Annotated in this window: 23 protein-coding genes; 8 read left to right on the top strand and 15 right to left on the bottom strand. The window is 44.0% G+C overall.

What is annotated here, in order from left to right; translation table 11 throughout:
• Positions 1–4 precede the first annotated feature (4 nt).
• The 7 genes from QUA97_RS08290 to QUA97_RS08320 all read right to left on the bottom strand — a co-directional run bounded on the left by QUA97_RS08290 (position 5) and on the right by QUA97_RS08320 (position 4,200).
• Positions 5–226, bottom strand: a complete 222-nt coding sequence (locus QUA97_RS08290) for a type II toxin-antitoxin system HicB family antitoxin (RefSeq protein WP_333194349.1) — start codon at positions 224–226, stop codon at positions 5–7.
• Entirely contained in the window at positions 223–480 is a 258-nt protein-coding gene (locus QUA97_RS08295; RefSeq protein ID WP_333194350.1) for a type II toxin-antitoxin system HicA family toxin, read from the bottom strand. The genes QUA97_RS08290 and QUA97_RS08295 overlap by 4 nt, the downstream gene beginning before the upstream one ends.
• Positions 481–502: 22 nt before the next feature.
• Positions 503–949, bottom strand: a complete 447-nt coding sequence (locus QUA97_RS08300; RefSeq protein ID WP_333194351.1) for an excisionase family DNA-binding protein — start codon at positions 947–949, stop codon at positions 503–505.
• Between the two features lie 108 nt (positions 950–1,057).
• Positions 1,058–3,478: a dynamin family protein gene (locus QUA97_RS08305; RefSeq protein WP_333194352.1), complete on the bottom strand. Its 2,421-nt coding sequence runs from the start codon at positions 3,476–3,478 to the stop codon at positions 1,058–1,060.
• A gap of 53 nt (positions 3,479–3,531) precedes the next feature.
• Complete coding sequence (locus tag QUA97_RS08310; protein WP_333194353.1) at positions 3,532–3,762, bottom strand: type II toxin-antitoxin system HicB family antitoxin; 231 nt, start codon at positions 3,760–3,762, stop codon at positions 3,532–3,534.
• Positions 3,759–3,965 carry a type II toxin-antitoxin system HicA family toxin gene (locus QUA97_RS08315; RefSeq protein ID WP_106148795.1) on the bottom strand — a complete coding sequence of 69 codons (207 nt, stop codon included), beginning with the start codon at positions 3,963–3,965 and terminating at the stop codon, positions 3,759–3,761. Before QUA97_RS08315 ends, QUA97_RS08310 begins: the two co-directional genes overlap by 4 nt.
• Positions 3,958–4,200 (bottom strand): type II toxin-antitoxin system HicB family antitoxin, encoded by a 243-nt coding sequence (locus QUA97_RS08320; protein WP_333194354.1) that lies wholly within the window; start codon positions 4,198–4,200, stop codon positions 3,958–3,960. The genes QUA97_RS08315 and QUA97_RS08320 overlap by 8 nt, the downstream gene beginning before the upstream one ends.
• Before the next feature lie 144 nt (positions 4,201–4,344).
• Between QUA97_RS08320 and purB the strand changes: the two genes are divergently transcribed.
• Positions 4,345–5,640 carry an adenylosuccinate lyase gene (gene purB, locus QUA97_RS08325; protein WP_333194355.1) on the top strand — a complete coding sequence of 432 codons (1,296 nt, stop codon included), beginning with the start codon at positions 4,345–4,347 and terminating at the stop codon, positions 5,638–5,640.
• Positions 5,641–5,656: 16 nt separating this feature from the next.
• On the opposite strand, the gene QUA97_RS08330 is transcribed toward purB, so the two are convergent.
• On the bottom strand, positions 5,657–5,998 hold the full coding sequence (locus tag QUA97_RS08330) for a type II toxin-antitoxin system PemK/MazF family toxin (protein ID WP_194071020.1): 342 nt from the start codon (positions 5,996–5,998) through the stop codon (positions 5,657–5,659).
• Entirely contained in the window at positions 5,998–6,234 is a 237-nt protein-coding gene (locus QUA97_RS08335; protein WP_194071021.1) for a hypothetical protein, read from the bottom strand. The genes QUA97_RS08330 and QUA97_RS08335 overlap by 1 nt, the downstream gene beginning before the upstream one ends.
• 94 nt (positions 6,235–6,328) lie before the next feature.
• Here QUA97_RS08335 and QUA97_RS08340 point away from each other — a divergent pair, with 94 nt between their 5' ends.
• The gene (locus tag QUA97_RS08340; protein WP_333194356.1) at positions 6,329–7,078 is read left to right on the top strand and encodes a M15 family metallopeptidase; all 750 of its coding nucleotides are present in this window, start codon (positions 6,329–6,331) and stop codon (positions 7,076–7,078) included.
• 259 nt (positions 7,079–7,337) lie between these two features.
• Here QUA97_RS08340 and QUA97_RS08345 read toward each other — a convergent pair whose 3' ends face one another.
• Both QUA97_RS08345 and QUA97_RS08350 read right to left on the bottom strand, forming a co-directional pair.
• Positions 7,338–7,661 carry a transcriptional regulator gene (locus tag QUA97_RS08345; RefSeq protein WP_333194357.1) on the bottom strand — a complete coding sequence of 108 codons (324 nt, stop codon included), beginning with the start codon at positions 7,659–7,661 and terminating at the stop codon, positions 7,338–7,340.
• A gap of 358 nt (positions 7,662–8,019) precedes the next feature.
• Positions 8,020–8,862 carry an SH3 domain-containing protein gene (locus QUA97_RS08350; RefSeq protein ID WP_194067050.1) on the bottom strand — a complete coding sequence of 281 codons (843 nt, stop codon included), beginning with the start codon at positions 8,860–8,862 and terminating at the stop codon, positions 8,020–8,022.
• 241 nt (positions 8,863–9,103) lie between these two features.
• Here QUA97_RS08350 and QUA97_RS08355 point away from each other — a divergent pair, with 241 nt between their 5' ends.
• Both QUA97_RS08355 and QUA97_RS08360 read left to right on the top strand, forming a co-directional pair.
• The gene (locus tag QUA97_RS08355) at positions 9,104–10,471 is read left to right on the top strand and encodes an NACHT domain-containing protein (protein ID WP_333194358.1); all 1,368 of its coding nucleotides are present in this window, start codon (positions 9,104–9,106) and stop codon (positions 10,469–10,471) included.
• Positions 10,472–10,645: 174 nt separating this feature from the next.
• Positions 10,646–10,927: a type II toxin-antitoxin system HicB family antitoxin gene (locus tag QUA97_RS08360; protein WP_228049896.1), complete on the top strand. Its 282-nt coding sequence runs from the start codon at positions 10,646–10,648 to the stop codon at positions 10,925–10,927.
• Positions 10,928–11,013: 86 nt separating this feature from the next.
• Here the strand turns inward: QUA97_RS08360 and QUA97_RS08365 are convergent, their stop codons facing one another.
• Complete coding sequence (locus QUA97_RS08365) at positions 11,014–11,589, bottom strand: Uma2 family endonuclease (RefSeq protein WP_194067052.1); 576 nt, start codon at positions 11,587–11,589, stop codon at positions 11,014–11,016.
• Between the two features lie 43 nt (positions 11,590–11,632).
• On the bottom strand, positions 11,633–11,767 hold the full coding sequence (locus tag QUA97_RS08370) for a hypothetical protein (RefSeq protein WP_255515840.1): 135 nt from the start codon (positions 11,765–11,767) through the stop codon (positions 11,633–11,635).
• A gap of 13 nt (positions 11,768–11,780) precedes the next feature.
• Between QUA97_RS08370 and QUA97_RS08375 the strand changes: the two genes are divergently transcribed.
• A complete protein-coding gene (locus QUA97_RS08375) occupies positions 11,781–12,764 on the top strand; it encodes an alpha-ketoacid dehydrogenase subunit beta (protein WP_194010298.1) in 984 nt (327 codons plus the stop codon).
• A gap of 140 nt (positions 12,765–12,904) precedes the next feature.
• Positions 12,905–14,296 (top strand): protein translocase subunit SecD, encoded by a 1,392-nt coding sequence (gene secD, locus QUA97_RS08380; RefSeq protein WP_194067053.1) that lies wholly within the window; start codon positions 12,905–12,907, stop codon positions 14,294–14,296.
• A gap of 3 nt (positions 14,297–14,299) precedes the next feature.
• Here secD and QUA97_RS08385 read toward each other — a convergent pair whose 3' ends face one another.
• Complete coding sequence (locus QUA97_RS08385) at positions 14,300–14,488, bottom strand: hypothetical protein (RefSeq protein ID WP_194067054.1); 189 nt, start codon at positions 14,486–14,488, stop codon at positions 14,300–14,302.
• Between the two features lie 77 nt (positions 14,489–14,565).
• Here QUA97_RS08385 and secF point away from each other — a divergent pair, with 77 nt between their 5' ends.
• Both secF and QUA97_RS08395 read left to right on the top strand, forming a co-directional pair.
• Positions 14,566–15,534 (top strand): protein translocase subunit SecF, encoded by a 969-nt coding sequence (gene secF / locus QUA97_RS08390; RefSeq protein ID WP_194067055.1) that lies wholly within the window; start codon positions 14,566–14,568, stop codon positions 15,532–15,534.
• A gap of 56 nt (positions 15,535–15,590) precedes the next feature.
• Positions 15,591–15,977 (top strand): hypothetical protein, encoded by a 387-nt coding sequence (locus QUA97_RS08395; RefSeq protein ID WP_194067056.1) that lies wholly within the window; start codon positions 15,591–15,593, stop codon positions 15,975–15,977.
• A gap of 402 nt (positions 15,978–16,379) precedes the next feature.
• Here QUA97_RS08395 and QUA97_RS08400 read toward each other — a convergent pair whose 3' ends face one another.
• A complete protein-coding gene (locus tag QUA97_RS08400; protein WP_333194360.1) occupies positions 16,380–17,927 on the bottom strand; it encodes a sensor histidine kinase in 1,548 nt (515 codons plus the stop codon).
• Positions 17,928–18,074: the final 147 nt, after the last annotated feature.

Here is an 18,074-nt window from a genome sequence, read left to right on the forward strand (position 1 = left end):
GCTTTCAAGTCGTAAGTTGATATATTGCAGGTCGGTATTTTGGTTCGGGAATGGGTTTTCCCGCAGCTTTTGCAGCTTCCAGCCATGCTGTTTTAGCAATCTGTACTTCCTGCAAAGCTAATTCTGGGGTTTCGCCAAAAGCGGAACAGTATTTTAAATCAGGAATATCGGCAATGTAGCCTTCATCTTGGTTGCTGTAAAAAATATTGATGTGATAGTCTTTCATGGTTCATCATCCTCTATTGTGAGAGCGTATTCCTCGATTATCGCTAAGAATTGACGGACTTGATAGGGTGTCACCTCGCCTTTCTTATTTTGAATATTAATGATTTCCGGCACTTCAGGATGATTGAATATGTGATGACTGCCGCTGACTCTCGCCAGACTAAAGCCAAAGGCTTCAATCAGTGTCACCATTTCATTAAATTTGATGTTTTTTGACCCAGATAGCACCTTTTCTAAAATTTTACGCTTTTTCATCGCTTTAAAAAGTGAATTAATCCTATTCTTCGTATAAACCAGCTTCTTCAGTCATCTCGATTAGCTGATCTAATAGTTTACGGCGCTTTCTGTCGCGATGTTCTTTATAAATGATTAAATCCTTAAATTGAATCCGCCGATGGGAACCTACTTTGATATAAGGAATTGCTCCTTCATCTAGCAACTTGACAAGAAATAGTCGCGATACATTTATGATATCAGCAGCTTGCTGCGTCGTCAATTCGCGATCGTGAAGGACGATCGAAACAGCCCGATCTGATGCTATTGCTTGCACGGCTTGACGCAGGATGTTGCAGACTGATTCTGGAATTAGAATCTCTTCTCCGTTACTTGTGACTAATTTGGGCTGTGCAGATTCTCGGCTGAGTATCTGTGCTAATTGTGCTATTGATTCTTGTTCTTTTTCTTGCAGCCGAACTGACTCTAGCGATGCTTTTTGCTTCAACATAGCAAGATGTATTTTTTGATTTGTTTATTCAGAATAACATTTCATAAATTAATCCTAATCCTCGTATAAGCCAGCTTCCTCAGTCATGTCAAGAAACACAAACGCATCTCATCTTGCTATTAATAGTTTCGTCTGATTCAGAAGTTCATTAGCCTTCTCTTTCAAGTTATCCACCTGTAATTTATCATTACCTACTGAAAATGATTCAAGCGCTTGCTTTAATTCTTTCAGTGTTTCTAAAGGTAAAGCTTGAGCTTTTAGTGATTGCTCCAAATCCTTCCTATAATCACCTACAAGAGAGTCTAGAGCCTCAAAGTATCTTTTAATTTGTTGATCCAATGATTGCTCAATCAATCGGTTAGATTGTTCTTGAATTTCTTCGACTTTATTGTCAAAGAATTTAACTATTTCAGCCTTGAAAAGGATTAGGTTAACTCTATATATTTCTTTATATAGAAGTTTGTCTAAGTCCACACGGAACCAACCAAAAAAGGTGCTAACTGCACCATAAATTGCGCTGAGTATTGGACTGTTAGCTACCATTGCCACTAAACGAGCAGCAAACTGCACCAACAAACCACCAAATGCTTCTTCAAGCAATGCTGCGAGTAAATCAGATAACCCATACCCTCTGAATTCAAGATCAGGGGTATTCACTTCTATGTAAATATCAACTAGCTTGAGTATATCTGGCTTAAAAATAACATCAAAATCTCTTTTTAACCGCTCTTGAGCGCATTCAATAATAGGCTTAGTTTCATTATCTAGTAACTCGGATAATTTTTGAATCCTGCCTTCAATCTGTGTATCCGTCTCTTTACAAGCGACATCCAATTGACGTTCAATAATTTGCTTCGCCGAAGCTGCTATTTGCTCAGCGAATAGCTTGGCATCTTGCTTACTCTCAAATTCAAATTCATCCTTATCTCTATTAAAGATGTTGGATATGTTGTCCAACCACTTGGAAAATACTGTTATAGCAGAATCTAAAACATACTTTTTCAATAGTGTGTCAAGTTCGTTTTTAACGTCTTTTTTGAGGGTTTCTAGGTTGGCGTTTACGGTTTCCTTTATTTGCTTTTTTGTTTGGGCAACCTCTTCATCTAGACTCCGACGGCAAGCAGTTAGACTAGAAAGCTCTTTGTTAAGATCCTCAATTGCTTGCTGAAGCTTTTCAGCATTACTGTTAATGTAAGTCAGGTCATTTTTTGCATTATTACATAAATCATCTAGATGAATAAGACAACGATTCAATGCAAACTCCATGCAGCGGGGGGCAACTTGTCGCAAAATTACATTAATTGCTTCTTCCAGAAAAGATGCAAACTTTGATCCTTCCCAAAGTTTTACCGCTTTCTTTTGTAATTTCTCTACAGTTGCATCCTTCAGTTCATCCTCCCAATCAACAGTCCATACTTCTCTAGCTAATGCTTGGGCAGCTTCAGCATCTTTAATATCTTGACTACTGAGAGATGATTGACGGAGAAAATCCTTAGCGCAGAATGCTTGCCTAGCAGAAACTTCAAATACGCGGTCTGTGTTGGCCAGTTCGAGGTTATTAGCAACAAATTGTTTTACCATTTCGGTATCTATGTCACCTCGACGACGCTCATCAATTTTATTAACTAAAATATATAAATTTTCTTGACTGCTTGTTCTGATAACTTTTTGAACTTCTGCTTTAATTCTTTCGGCTGCTTCAGCCCTCAATTCAGTGAAATTAAGGACAAGTAGCACAAGTTGGCTACGCTTAAGTTGCTTAGAAACTACAATTTCTAGTTTTTCGCTGACTCCGGCTTCACTTGGCCCAGGCGTATCAACGATTACAAGATTACCTAGCTTCTCTAGTTGTTGATTTTGCTCTGTTCTGAAAAAAGGAGTTTCGATAGATGGAATGTCATTGTCATTGAGCAACTGGAGAGGATCTTGATCTTGGGATACGGCCAAAATGTTGCAAAGACGGATAATATGATTCAACTCTGTCAGGATCTTGTTAATATTCTTACTGCCATAGATTTCTTCGGAAATCCCAAAATCTGTATCACTGTGGATTTCTTGGAGTAAACTTGCTAAATGCGGATATTCACCAGTCTGCTTAAGAACTTCTGCCATCCCTTGCTGCTCAATTGTCAGCCTGATAGCATCCAATGCTTTCTTAAATGCTTTACAAATTCCAGGACTCAATTTTAGAATCGGCTCTGCTGCATTTTCTTTCAATACAATCTCTGTTGGCAGTGTGGTCATCGCTGTAGCAGAACTTGGCAGGAGTTCTTGACCAATAATGGCATTAATAATTTTGGATTTGCCAGCATTCATCGGTGCGGCAATAGCCATTCTGAGTTTTAGGTCTGTGACTCTACCAATCTCCTTTTCAATTTCCTGTTGATATATCTGGTACTTGCTTTTTGGGCTATCCTCAGACTTAAGTTCTTTGCTAGCGCGACCCATCAGAGTGCTAACTTCTTGTAACAGGGCAATCACCTGTCTTTGCAGGTCTTGGACATTTGGGTTGGAGGCTTGAGAAGTCATAGGGTTTTTAGTTGGTGTTTATGGTGAATGGTAGCAGAAATTGTATAACAACTTTAAGCAATTTGTAGTCGTTTCCCCAACGTGTGAGGTTCTGGTAGAGGTTTGCCATCTTCTTGATAAAGTTCAATCAATGTTTCTAACAATTCTTGTCCGTGTTTTGCCGCTTCCTCGTAAGTGTGTCCGTGAGTGCAAGGCTGCATGACATCCGTAAACTCAGGCAAGCTGACAACAAAAAGTCGATCTTCTTTTGACCACTGGATGATGAGACTATAATGGCTATTCATTCTTCTATCTCCTTCAGCTTCTGTAAATCAGAAATTACTCTTTTTTCGTGATAATTTGGCGCATCATCACCATCATTACCTGATAGTGTAATTTTTTCAGGTAATAAAGGGTGTTCCCATACAGTGTGACTGCCCTTTCCCTGTCGGTAAGTAAACCCTGCTTTTAGTAATAGGCTTTTTAATTCTCTGATCTTTTTAGGCATGAGTGAATTGTAGCGTAGATTGAAATAATCGTTCTAGTTTCTTAGTTGCTGGTAATGGTTTGCCTTCAGCTTGACAACTCTCGATTAGTAATTCTATTACCTCTCGCGCATTATCAATAGCTTCTTCATAAGAATCTCCGTGAGTTACCGGCTGCATTACATCCTCAAATTCCGGCAAAAATACGACAAAGCATCGATCGCCCTCTGACCATTGGATAACAACTGTATATTTCATGGTTCTGAAGTTTCGGGTTTAAATTATTGTACCCGATCGCCATTTCCCCCACTTTTACCCGATCGCCCGAAATTCCCCATCCTGACTCAAGACCGATACCTCACAGATGTACAATGGTGAGATCGCATTCCCCAATTCCCAACCGTGATTGACCGCTACACTCTGCCCGAAATGGGCAACATCTGGACTGAAACCGCCAAACTCAAAAGCTGGCTGCAAGTAGAAATCGCTGTCTGCGAAGCTCAAGCCGAACTCGGCTACATCCCCGCCGCCGCAGTCGAAGAAATCAAAGCTAAGGCTAATTTTGACCCCAAACGAGTCCTCGAAATTGAAGCCGAAGTCCGCCACGACATGATCGCTTTCTTGACAAATGTCAACGAATATGTAGGCGATGCCGGACGCTACATCCACCTCGGCTTAACCAGTTCCGATGTGCTCGATACTGCTTTGGCGCTACAGTTAGTCGCTAGCGTCGATATTTTGTTACAACGTGTCGAAGATTTGAGTCAAGCTATTCGCTATCAGGCTCAACAGCATCGCAATACCGTCATGGTTGGCCGATCGCACGGAATTCACGCCGAACCCATCACCTTTGGCTTTAAACTAGCTGGATGGCTGGCTGAAGTGTTTCGCAACCGCGCCCGATTGGTGAATTTGCGATCGTCGATCGCAGTCGGCAAAATCTCCGGCGCAGTCGGAACCTATGCTAATATCGATCCGCGAATTGAAGCCATTGCCTGCCAAAACCTCGGACTCGAACCCGATTGTGCATCCACTCAAGTCATTTCGCGCGATCGACACGCCGAATACGTCCAAACCTTAGCACTGTTAGCAGCATCGATCGAGCGTTTTGCAGTAGAAATCCGCAACCTCCAACGCACCGACGTGCTCGAAGTCGAAGAGTTCTTTTCCAAAGGGCAAAAAGGCTCATCCGCCATGCCCCACAAACGCAACCCAATTCGATCGGAAAGACTCACGGGGATGGCAAGAATCGTCCGCGCCAACGCCGTCGCAGCCTTAGAAAACGTAGCGCTGTGGCACGAAAGAGACATCTCTCACAGTTCCGTAGAACGGATGATTTTGCCCGACAGTTCCACTGTCACTCACTTCATGTTAGTCGAAACCACAGACTTAGTAAAAAACCTGCTAGTCTATCCCGAAAACATGAAACGAAACATGAACCTGTACGGCGGAGTAATCTTCAGCCAGCGCGTGATGCTAGCCTTAGTAGAAAAAGGCATGAACCGCGAAGAAGCATACAAAGTTGTGCAATCTTGCGCTCACCAAGCTTGGAACCAACCGGAAGGCAATTTCTACAATTTAATTGCCAAAGATGTGAGCGTTACTGCTCGCATGACGACCAAAGAAATTGATGATTGTTTCGATCCGCAGTATCAATTAAGGCATTTAGATTTAATCTATCAGCGCTTGGGAATTTAAAAATCTTTTGAATTTCCTAGTAAAGATACAAGATCGAGCGTAATCCTTCATCTATGTCTTCCTGTAAATCCTGTGGTATTGTGCAAATGCACTCAATTAAAAACGTTTTGTCCACAGTAAAAAGCTGAGAAATATTAGCCACAGAATCCTTGGGTAAACCTGTGGCTTTACTCGGTAACAAGACATTACCTGGTGCTTCCGCTAACCGCAGATTAGAAGTAATGATGACGACGATTACAGTGCTAATACGACTCTGAGTAAAAGTATCATCCTGAACAATTAAAACTGGACGACGATATCCAGGTTCTGAAGCAACTGGATCTGGTAAATTAGCCCACCAAATTTCTCCGCGATACATTACCAATCCTCATGGGGTAAGGACATAAATTGCATCTTTGCCAAGACTGGATCTAGTTCAGAAGACTCTTCAGAATAGACTTGATTTAGTTTGCTCAAAATTCGAGATCGGTTGTATCGCCGCAAATACGCTTGCAAGGCTTTTGTATAAAGCTCGCTGCGTGATAATCCTAACTGATCGGCCAAAGCCTCGGCTTCTTCAAAAACTAAATCTGGAAGTGAAATTGCAGTTTTCATAGTTTTCCCTGCAGTCACGGTGACATCATAATATTGATTGTACCACAGAAAAACGACCTCAATCTACTCTCTAAAACTCACAATCAGAACAGCTATGAAATTTAATCGTTTTGGAAAATACCCGATCGCATTTATGCTAGTGTTGCTATGTGCGATTCCCTACGGGATAGCTTCGCTTCACGGCCTGCACCATCCCGCATTTGTCCGCGCCCAGGAGCAACCAGAAGTGCAATCTCCCCAATCAGAAGCAACCCCAATAACACCTGAAAGCATTTTCATGAGTCAACTTCCCAGTTGGGCGCGCCTTGTTGACATCCGCAAAGTAAATCCCAACATTCGCCTCGATATCCGCTACGCCACTGCGAACAATTTCTTGAAACGAAAGCTTTACTCTCAAGCCAAATGCGCTTTGAGAAGTTCTGTCGCTCAAAAATTAGCCCTAGTGCAAACAGATTTAGAAAAAATTGGATTGGGTTTGAAAGTTTACGATTGCTACAGGCCTTTTTCTGTGACTGAGCAAATGTGGGCAGTTTTACCAGATCCGAACTATGTTGCTAATCCTGCTAGGGGTTCGCGGCACAATCGCGGTGCGGCTGTGGATTTAACTTTAGTCGATCGCACTGGCAAAGAATTAGAAATGCCTACACCTTACGATGATTTTACCGAAAAAGCTCACGGAGATTATCAAGGCGGCAGCGCCCAATCTCGGAAAAATCGTCAAGTGCTTAAGGATGCGATGAAAAAACACGGATTTATTGGTATTACAACAGAATGGTGGCACTTTGATTCGGAAGATTGGCAGAAATTTGCGATTCTTGATATCTCGCTTGGAACAATTCCTTGATTACTGGAGTAGCGTCGGCGAGGCACTACAAGATACAAGAGCCCGATCGTTCATCGGTTAATGAAGCTCTACATCGCACAAATCCCGCCGTCAGAAGGAATTGTGTTAGCAGGCGATCGCGCCAGGAAAGTCGAGACCGCTTGCCAAAACCCTTCAATAACGTATTTAATACGCTGTAAAAATAAGTCGCGCTTCTGAATTTCTTCGGCAGTTAGCGTGACATTGAAATATTGAATAAATGGATATTTTTTTCTTCTTGTTAAGACGATTTCCGATACTTCTGCTGTCCTGCTCTTTTTTTACGAGCGATCGCCTCATAGGGATCTTCATCCCCTTCCGCATATTGCATCAACTCTGTCATAGACCAACCGATCGCATAGGCAAACTGAACTAACTTTTGCAATCTGGGATCGGCTTTGCCCTCGTTCCAGTTCACCAGGGTGTTGAATGAAATTCCTGTAATCCTTCCTAGTTCCCTAGAACTACCAACGCGCTCATCCTCCACCAATGCCTCTATTAACTGACCGAGACGTTTATGGATTCCAGTATCGCTCGCTAGATTTTCCTCTACTTTTGTTGACATTCCTGTTTTCTACTAGCTTGCAGAGTTACCGCAGGCATAATTGTATAGCCTGTATTCTACCAGAATAATTCGTTTTACAGTCAATCAACGCAGCCAAAAATACAAACAAAGTCGGGATAGGGCATTGCCACGACTCGCTTGACTGACGCAGAGGGGACGTAAGACTACCGAAGGTATAGCAATCCTTGCAGGAGTCGTAAATATTGTTACCCCACCCCAACCCTCCCCGAACTCGCGGGGAGGGAGTAAGAAATTCACAAATGATGCGAGGATTGCTATAGCAGACCCCAAAGAAGCGTCAAGAATCATAGTTCGACTACGCTCACTAACCACCCCACATGAAAGGGCGGTGAGTATGTCAACGCACTCGCACATAAAATTCGTATTCATATCCCCGGAAATTTGAGTCGAGTTGAAATGTGTAATTGGCAGTAACAGGGATTTTTCCAGTCCACTCTGTTTCATTGCCTGTATAATTATCTCCCGTCAAAGCTTTGCCATTAGAAGTCAGAATTAGTGGAAAAACACCTCTCCGATTCTTAACAGTCATTGTTTGATTCTTGGCGGCGCGAATCTGGTAAGAGTGACTGCCACCGCCGATAATTCGACCTTTAACAATGGCTTCATTTCCCCCAGGCAGAAAATTAATTTGCTGGTTCACATTCACACAACTGCTTTCGGTGCGATTTTTGGCAATCCAACCGGGTGGTTCGGTAATTCGCAGCCAACCGTTTTGTTCTTCGGCGACTGAAACAAAGGTATTATTTTTGAGTTTTCCTACTATTTTGCTGCCGTTGACTTGCGGGTGCGATCGCACATTTAGCGGTGGATTCGGATCGCTGACTACAGCCTGAGTAATTTTACACCCGGAATTGGGAGGTGTGACAACTACTGGCTCAACTTTTTGCGGAGAAACTGCGACGATTTGCGGTGGTTCAAGTGCGGGGCTTTGGGCTGGTTGAGATGGAGATGGGGGAGATGCCGCAGCCTGGGTTTCGGCTTGCAGGGGTTCTGGTTGCAGAGATTGGGGGTTGTTTGCCGGCAGCGCTGCAATGGGGTTTCTGGTTGCTGCTGGCGATTCTGCAACGGGATGAGGGGATTGTTTCATCGCGCCAGACTGTATAGTTGCAGCAGCGACTCCCACCGCTGTTGCAAGTCCTGCTAAGCTGACTGTGATGATTTGACTGTTGGTAAATGACATAATTGACCTCTCTGTATTTATACTAATAATTTTTGTTTCGGAGTTGGGGCGATCGCCAGTTTATTTATAGTGGAAATACTTAGTGCGAGCCGCTGGGTCAGGATTTTTATCTACCATTTCAGATGGATAATTGTCGCAATAATTTCCGTCAATATATACTGGATGCCTTTACTGATGGTAATCTTGCTTGTCATTTGCGCGCAAATCTGGCAAGGTAAGTGTTCAGCACGAGGTGTATAAAATGTCAAGATTGATTCCTCTGAGATTACAACCGCCCCGCGATCGATTGTTGGAGGAGGTGAAGCAGGAAGTTGTCGCCGCGATCGCGCAGTCTTTGCACGCTGCTGTGCTGGCTAACTTCAGCCCAGATTCGCAGCCTCTGGGTGCTAGCCGCTGTTGGGATGTGGAAGTCAAAGCCGGCAACCGTCCGAGTTTTCGCCTTCCTCCCAAAGCTAGCATTTCTAAAGTGTTCGATCGCAGCGGTGGCAAATTGGTCATTTTGGGAGCGACGGGTTCCGGCAAAACCACGACCCTGCTAGAATTGGCTCTGGTGTTAGTTTCCCGCGCCCAAAAAGATGCTAGTTTGCCTCTACCAGTGTTGTTTGAACTCGGATCGTGGAAAGCCGAATCCGGGGCGATCGCCGATTGGTTAATTGCTCAACTTCAGTACAAATACGGCATCTCTCCCGCTACGGGCAAAAAATGGATCGCCGAACAAAAATTGTTGCCTCTCCTCGACGGCTTGGACGAAGTAGAAAGCCAGCGCCAAAACTTGTGCATTCAAGCAATCAATCAGTTTCTTGAAAGCGAAATTAAACCAAAACATTTAGTAGCTTGCAGCAGTTTTGAAGTTTACAAAAACTGCCAAACTAGATTTAAACTCCAAGCAGCAGTTTTGCTAAAACCTCTGACAGAAATTCAAATTCAAAATTATCTGCAAGCAGCCAGAAGCCGCGAACTTTGGTACAGCATCGAGAAGGAACCAGAATTGTTGAAACTGGCAAAAGTTCCCTTATTATTGAGCATGATGGCTCTGGCTTATGACGATATTTTAATCGAAGCTTGGAAGCGCATAAGTTCCGTAGAAGAACAGCGCAAATATCTGTTAACTGCCTATATTCGCCACCAAATTAGCCGCGAAGTCAAGCAGTATCCGAGAAACAAGGAATTGCGGCCCGAACAAATTCGCCACTGGCTGGGATGGTTGGCCAGAAGGATGGAACAGCAAGGACTTCAAGAATTTTACCTCGATCGCATACCGTCTAGCTGGCTGCAAACAGGCGAGGAACGGCGCAAGTATCAGTTTGGAGTTAAGTTGCTTGGCGGGCTGATTTGGGTGATTTTGGGATTAATTTTCACCCTAGTCTCCGGGTCTATTTGGGGGTTGATTGCGGGTGCTGTTGTGGCGGTAATTAGTGCTTTCTTGCCGGGAATTCCGGGGATTGAAAGTTTTATTTTGCACCTTGTACTGTGGTCTAGCGGTCATATTCCTTGGGATTACCAGCGTTTTTTGGATGCTGCGGGCGATCGGCTGTTGCTGCAAAAAACGGGCGATCGGCGCTATCGATTTATTCACGATTTGTTGCAAAAACATTTTGCTGAAATCTAAATCCAGGAGCTTGACAAAATCCCCTACTTGTGATAAAAAATGGTAGATTTTTAGGTAGGAATTGGCAAATTGTTGAAGACAGCTATTAGATCAGAAAAATAATATAATAAATGTAACTGCGGAGGTCATCTAAATACCCAATAACCAAATATTCGCCAAGCGAAAGGAAACTCAATGACTGTAAAATTCATTCTGAGCGAATACGTTGACAAAGCAATGGACGAGGCGAGCTATGACAAACTTGAAGATAATAGTTTTGTCGGTAAAATTACTGTTTGTAAAGGAGTCATCGCCTTTGGTTCAACTTTAAAGGAGTGTCAAAATGAGTTACGATCGACTTTGGAAGACTGGATTTTGCTGGGGTTAAAATTGCGACACCGTTTGCCAGAAAACTGGGCGATTGAAACCGCTTCTACACAAACACTCACGCGCCGACGCGGGTTGAAGAGTACCTAGTAAAAATGCGTTACTTTCTTCATTCCGCGGAGGCGGAATTCGTTTTTATAGACGCGGTTTCAACCGCCGTCTTATCTTATTGGATTCTAAGACAATTTTGGTGGTATTTTTGCCATCTGAAATAGCTGTTCCGCAGTAAATTCTAATCCCTCAAAAAGTGGATCTTTTAACAGTGTATCTCCCAGATAAGTCTGCGGTGCTGCATCGGGATAAAAAACTGTAATACTTCTAGCCTTACTATCTACTACCCAAACCCGCAACACCTTAGCATCTAAATAATTTCTCGCTTTAGCTGCTAACTGACCGAAAGTTTGTTCGGGTGAAATAATTTCTATGACTAATTCTGGGACAACAGGACAGGCTTCATCTTGATTCCAGTCAGGAGATAAGCGTTCGTAAGAAACATATAAAAGGTCTGGGACTGGAACCCAGTCTCGCCCCAGCCTGGTTAATTTTACCGCCCATTCTACACCAATTTCTCCCCGTTCTTCACCCCACTGTTCGAGAATTTTGATGAGGCTTCTGGTGAGGCGAGAATGAAATTTTTTGGGTGACATCTTCGGTACTGCTTGATTGTCAATAAGTTCGTAGGTAATATCGCCTTCTCCTTCGGGGAGAGCGAAAAACTCTTCCACAGTTAGTTCAGTTTTTGTCTGGAGCATGGTATTTTTCTGCTATGGGCAGGCAAGTTAGTAGTATTTTAACTTAAATATTGATTGACATAATACAAATGTTATGATATATGTTGGCAAAATCTCCAGTCTTAACTGTCAAATGTACGATCGCATCCTCATCCGCACCCCAAAAGGTTAAGATTCTAATCTGACCTCCTGCAATCATTGCTTCACCTCCTATGGCAGAAACCTTATTGTTCAACGCCCTCCGCGAGGCGTTAGACGAAGAAATGGCCCGCGACTCCTCCGTATTCGTACTCGGCGAAGACGTAGGCCAATACGGTGGTTCCTATAAAGTCACCAAAGACCTCTACGAGAAATACGGCGAACTCCGAGTGCTCGACACCCCGATCGCCGAAAATAGCTTTACAGGCATGGCAGTAGGCGCGGCAATGACCGGATTGCGGCCGGTCATCGAAGGCATGAACATGGGCTTTTTGCTGCTGGCGTTCAACCAAATATCCAACAACGCCGGAATGCTGCGCTACACCTCCGGCGGCAACTTCAAAATGCCGATGGTGATTCGGGGCCCCGGCGGCGTGGGCCGGCAACTCGGCGCGGAACACTCCCAGCGTCTAGAAGCATATTTCCAAGCAGTACCGGGTTTGAAAATAGTCGCCTGTTCGACTCCCTACAACGCCAAAGGACTCTTAAAATCAGCCATCCGCGACGATAACCCCGTTCTGTTCTTCGAGCACGTCCTGCTGTACAACCTCAAGGAAAATTTGCCAGAAACAGAATATTTAGTGCCGTTAGACAAAGCGGAAATTGTGCGATCGGGCAAAGATGTCACCATCTTGACATATTCCAGAATGCGGCACCACGTCCTGCAAGCCCTGCCCGCACTGCTAAAAGAAGGTTACGATCCCGAAGTAATCGACCTAATTTCTCTCAAACCCCTGGATATGGAGACAATTGGCGAATCCATTCGCAAAACCCACAAAGTAATTATTGTGGAAGAATGTATGAAAACCGGAGGCATCGGTGCCGAACTAATTGCTTCGATTAGCGATCGATTTTTTGACGAACTCGACGCACCAGTTTTGCGCCTGTCTTCGCAAGATATTCCCACACCTTACAACGGTAATTTGGAAAGACTGACAATTGTCCAGCCAAACCAAATTGTCGAAGCCGTCCAAAAAATGGTAGCTTTGCGAGTATAAATAGTTATTGGTAATTTGTAATTTGTTGTTGGTTATTTGTTATTTGTTATTTGAAAACCGAAAAAAACTCGGGACGAACCAATAACCAATAACCAATAACCAATAACCAATAACCAATAACCAATAACCAATAATTAAATATGCAAAAACAACGTTCAGTATTAGCCCTAATTTTTGTTTTGATCGTGGCAGCCATTACTGTAATAGTAACAATTCCGACGCGGCTGGGATTAGACTTGCAAGGAGGGTCGCAACTCACAATTCAGGTAAAAACTACCCCCACAATTCCCAAAATTGACCCGGGAATGTTAGAAGCAGTGCGACGGATTGTCGAAAACCGCGTCAACGGTTTGGGCGTTTCCGAAGCATTAGTGCAAACAGTAGGAGAAGACCAAATTCTCGTACAGTTACCCGGAGTAAATGACCCGCAGCAAGCAGAACGAGTTTTGGGTGGCACCGCCAAGCTAGACTTTCGGGAACAACTGCCGGGAACAGAAGCGCAATTAGGCATTGAAAGGCAGTTGCAGCAAGAATTGCTGGCAAAGCAAAAAGAATTGAGAAACAGCAAAAATGAGGCGGCAATTAAAGAAAATCAGGCTGCTTTGAAAAGAAGCAATGAGGCGATCGCCAAACTCTACAAAAGTAGCGGACTCGGCGGCGAAAACCTCAAAGATGCTCAAGCTCAACCCACTGGTAACGAGTGGAATGTCGCTCTCCGTTTCGATACTAAAGGAGGCGAATTATTTGGGGAACTCACTAAAAATTTAGCAGGAACCGGACGGACTCTCGGCATTTTTCTAGACGAAAGAATGATCAGTTCTCCTGTCGTAGGTGTTGAATTTGCCCAAACAGGAATTACTGGCGGCAATGCCGTAATTCAAGGTCGGTTTACAGCGCAAGAAGCGAATGATTTAGGAGTGCAATTGCGGGGCGGTGCTTTACCTGTGCCGGTGGAAATTGTCGAAAACCGCACCATCGGTGCCAGCTTGGGACGAGATAGCATTCAAAGCAGTATTAATGCGGGTATCGGCGGCTTAATTTTAGTCTTGATGTTCATGGTTGCCTACTATCGACTACCAGGCGTAATTGCCAATATTGCTCTGTTAATTTATGCTTTGTTAACTTGGGCCGCTTTTGTGCTGTTGGGGGTGACATTAACCCTGCCTGGAATTGCTGGTTTTGTACTCAGCATCGGGATGGCGGTAGATGCTAACGTGCTGATTTTTGAGCGCACCCGCGAAGAGTTGCGGGCGGGGAAGACGCTTTATCGATCGGTCGAATCCGGTTTTTACCGCGCTTTTTCCAGCATTTTAGACGGTAACGTAACTACGCTGATTGCTTGTGCTGCTTTGTTCTGGTTGGGCGCTGGTTTAGTCAAAGGGTTTGCTGTAACGCTGGCCTTGGGCGTGGTAGTGAGTATGTTTACTGCTATTACTTGCAGCCGCACTCTAATGTTGGTAGTGTTGGGCTTTCCGGGATTGCGCAAACCCGAGTGGTTTTGTCCCAATTTGCAAAAAGCTGCTAATAGTTAACTGTTAACTGTTGGCAGGAAAGCAGGAAAGCAGTTGACAGGAAAGCAGGAAAGCAGTTGACAGTTGACAGTTGACTTCTTCCTTCTTCCTTCTTCCGACGGACATCGGACTTACATCCGTTACATCCGTTACATCCCGTACATTGCTCGTTGCCGAACTTCTTTCTTCCTTCCTCCTTCTTCCGACGGACATCGGACTTACATCCGTTACATCCGTTACATTGCTCGTTGCCGAACTTCCTTCTTCCCTCTTCCTTCTGACTTCAAATTATGCAATTCAGTGTTATCAAACAGCGATCGCTCTGGTGGAGTATTTCCGCCGCGATCATCCTTGCAGGTATAGTATCGATGGCGATTTCTTGGACTCGTCCCGACATCCGCGCACCCCTGCGCCCCAGTTTGGACTTTATCGGCGGCACTCGCCTGCAATTTGAACTCGACTGCACGAAACCGGAAAATTGTAAACCCATCGATCTCGCTGCTGTCCGCCAAGTCCTCGATACCCAAGGTTTAGCTGGTAGCAGCATTCAAGTTATCGGCAAAGAACAGCGCGGTTTGTCGCTGCGCACGAAAACTTTGAATGTCGAACAGCGGACTAAGTTGCAAGCAGCTTTGAGCGAGAAAATCGGCGCTTTTGCTCCTCAATCTATTCAAATTGATACGGTTGGGCCCACCCTCGGCAAACAGTTGTTTAGTTCTGGTTTGCTGGCTATATTCCTTTCCTTTGCTGGCATTACTGTTTATCTAACGTTCCGATTTCAGTTAGATTATGCCTTTTTTGCTTTCGTTGCTCTCTTTCACGACGTATTTATTACTGTCGGCATTTTCTCAATATTGGGTTTAGTTCTGGGAGTGGAAGTTGACAGTTTATTTGTGGTCGCTGTCTTGACAATTATCGGTTTTTCTGTTAACGATACAGTAGTAATTTACGATCGCGTGCGGGAAGTAATTAAGCTAAATCCCGGACTGTCGATCGATCAAATTGTCGATGATGCGGTCATGCAAACCCTGGGAAGGTCAATCAACACCACCCTGACAACCCTGCTGACATTGTTTTCAATATTTTTGTTTGGGGGCGAAACCCTCAAATACTTTGCTTTAGCTTTGATTGTCGGTTTTATTGCGGGTGCGTATTCGAGTATTTTCATTGCCAGCACGCTGCTAGCTTGGTGGCGCACTCGCACGGGCAACTCCATCCCCCTCCCCGCAGAAGGAATCAACCCATCAGAAGAAGTTTAGTTAACTGTTAACTGTTGACTGTTGACTGTTGACTGTTGACTAATAACTAATAACTAATGACTAATGAAAGCGATACAAATTTTCAAAGAGAAGTCCAAAGGCTTCACAAACTAACAGTTTACGGCCGCTGGTTAACTGTGATATTGCTATGGATTAGCGTCGGTTCTTTCAGCATTTGGAGTTTGCGTCGCGAAATCGGTTTGTGGTTAGAACACTTCACTTGGGCTGCGGTGTACTACGGTTTATACTTTCACCGCTGGCCGACTCTCGGCCTCGGTTTGTGCTTAGGAATGACTTTAGCAGTGATAACTTGGCAAACTCGCAATGCGTTGCGAGGATTGCCCCTGCAGGAAAAACAGGGTTTAGAAAAACAAGTGCGCCGCATCCGCCAACAGGGGCCGAGTCATATTTTGTGGAAGTGGGTTTGCAAAAATTCGCAGTAGGCGGCGGGCTTGATTTTTTAGTCTCAAGCAAGAGAAACGAAAGTTTGACAAGAAGCGGTTTAAACTGCCGAATCCCTAACTTTTATTGCTTCTTCCGACGGACATCGGACTGATGACGTTGGACAGAAAGCTCGGGGGAACAGCACCAATGACTAATAACTAATGACTAACAACTAACAACTAACAATTAACAACTAACAAATGAGGGCGGCCACGCACCATCCACCGCCCCTACCAACTAACAACTAACAAATAACAATTAACAATTAACAACTAAGAGGGCGGGCACCCAACTAACAACTAACAACTAACAACTAACAACTAATGACTAATGACTAATGACTAATGACTAATGACTAACAACTAATGACTAATGACTAATGACTAATGACTTATTATGTATCAAGCAAAGCGAGGCAAAATCTGTGCTGGCGAAGACTGTAGAAGCGGAATCTCGATCGCAAATTCGGTTCCTTTTCCCGGTTCCGAAACGCACTTCAATTCGCCGCCGTGTTGGTTGACAACAACTTCATAGCTAATCGATAGTCCCAAACCAGTTCCTTTACCGACCGGCTTCGTAGTAAAGAAAGGGTCAAACAACCGCTTCCGAACAGCTTCTGTCATTCCCGGGCCGTTGTCAAAAATTCTAATTATTACCTTTTTTTCCTCGGTTAATTCCGTGCATATCCGAATAGTAGGAGTTAGGTAAGTAGAGTTATTAATTGAGGATGTAGTGTTTGTTTTGTAATGACTTGGCTCGCATACTTGCGAAGAGTGATGGCTTTTTTTTTCAAAATTTTCGTGTTTGTTACACTCAACTATAGCGTAAATAGCATTAACTAAAATATTCATAAATACCTGATTTAGCTGTCCGGGATAGCACTGCACCAGCGGCAAATCGCTGTATTCTTTATGAATGGCGATCGCCTCCTGGCCCGGTTTGCCTTTAAGCTGGCTTTGCAAAAGCATAATCGTGTTGTTGATACCGTCGTGAATGTTGACCAGCTTCATTTCGGCCTCGTCTAACCGGCAAAAATTCCGCAGCGACAAAACGATATCGCGCACTCTTTCTGCACCTTGCTGCATGGAATTTAATACTTTCGGCAAATCTTCCAGCAAATAATCGAGTTCGATTTTTGCTGATTCCGCTTCAATGGCTGGGATGGATTCGGAACTGTGCTGCTGGTAGAGATAAAGCATCCGTATTAAACATTCAGTATACTCTTTCGCGTGGTGTACATTGCTGTATATAAAGCCGATCGGATTGTTGATTTCGTGAGCTACTCCTGCTACCAACTGCCCCAAAGAAGACATTTTTTCTGTTTGAATTAGTTGAGTTTGAGTGCGCTGAAGTTCCAGCAGAGCAAGTTCGAGCTGTTGGGCTTGATGCCTTAATTGTGCTTGGGATTCGCGCATCGCTACGGTTGCTAACTCGTGAATTTGCAACTGAGAAAGCAGCAATTCGTGCACGTCTAAAAGTTTGTAATTTTCCGGCTCTACCTGCACTACAATGGGTTCGTGGATTAGTTGTGGCGATCGCTCCAAAGACTGCCGGACTGCCGTCATAATTGAGGTTTCGCGATCGAGAACCAACATATCAGTTTTAGTAAAGCGGTAGAGTATCAACAAAGGCTGTTGAGAAAATAACTCCAAACTGTAGGGGCGGCTCATATGTTCAAAAAAACGCCGGCGCGAAATCATCCCTATAAACTTTCCTTGCTGAGTGATGATAATGCCGGGAAGTAAAGGGTTTGCTTGAAAAATTTGAGAAACTTCGTCACCCACACAGTCAGACTCTAGAAGAAAATCGTACAGAGTTAATTCTTGTAGAGTCGATCGCAAACCAAGCGGCGATTTAAGGGGACTCAACCCGTCAGTTTCATACACTGCTCCCTCCTTTGGTAATTGGCAGTTGTGGTTGGCTGCTGGAGTATTGCGTACTATTTGCACTGCATTTTATACTCTTTTTATAGTTGGGCAATCAACTCTACTCGGCTCGATCGCATATAGTTAATTCAGCAAGATTTTTTTTTTGCTTAAATCGCCCTAATTTCACCCGAAACGATATTGCAGGTTAGATTAATTTAACAGCAGACA

The organism is Microcoleus sp. CZ3-B2, assembly GCF_036705055.1.
Taxonomy (GTDB): domain Bacteria; phylum Cyanobacteriota; class Cyanobacteriia; order Cyanobacteriales; family Microcoleaceae; genus Microcoleus.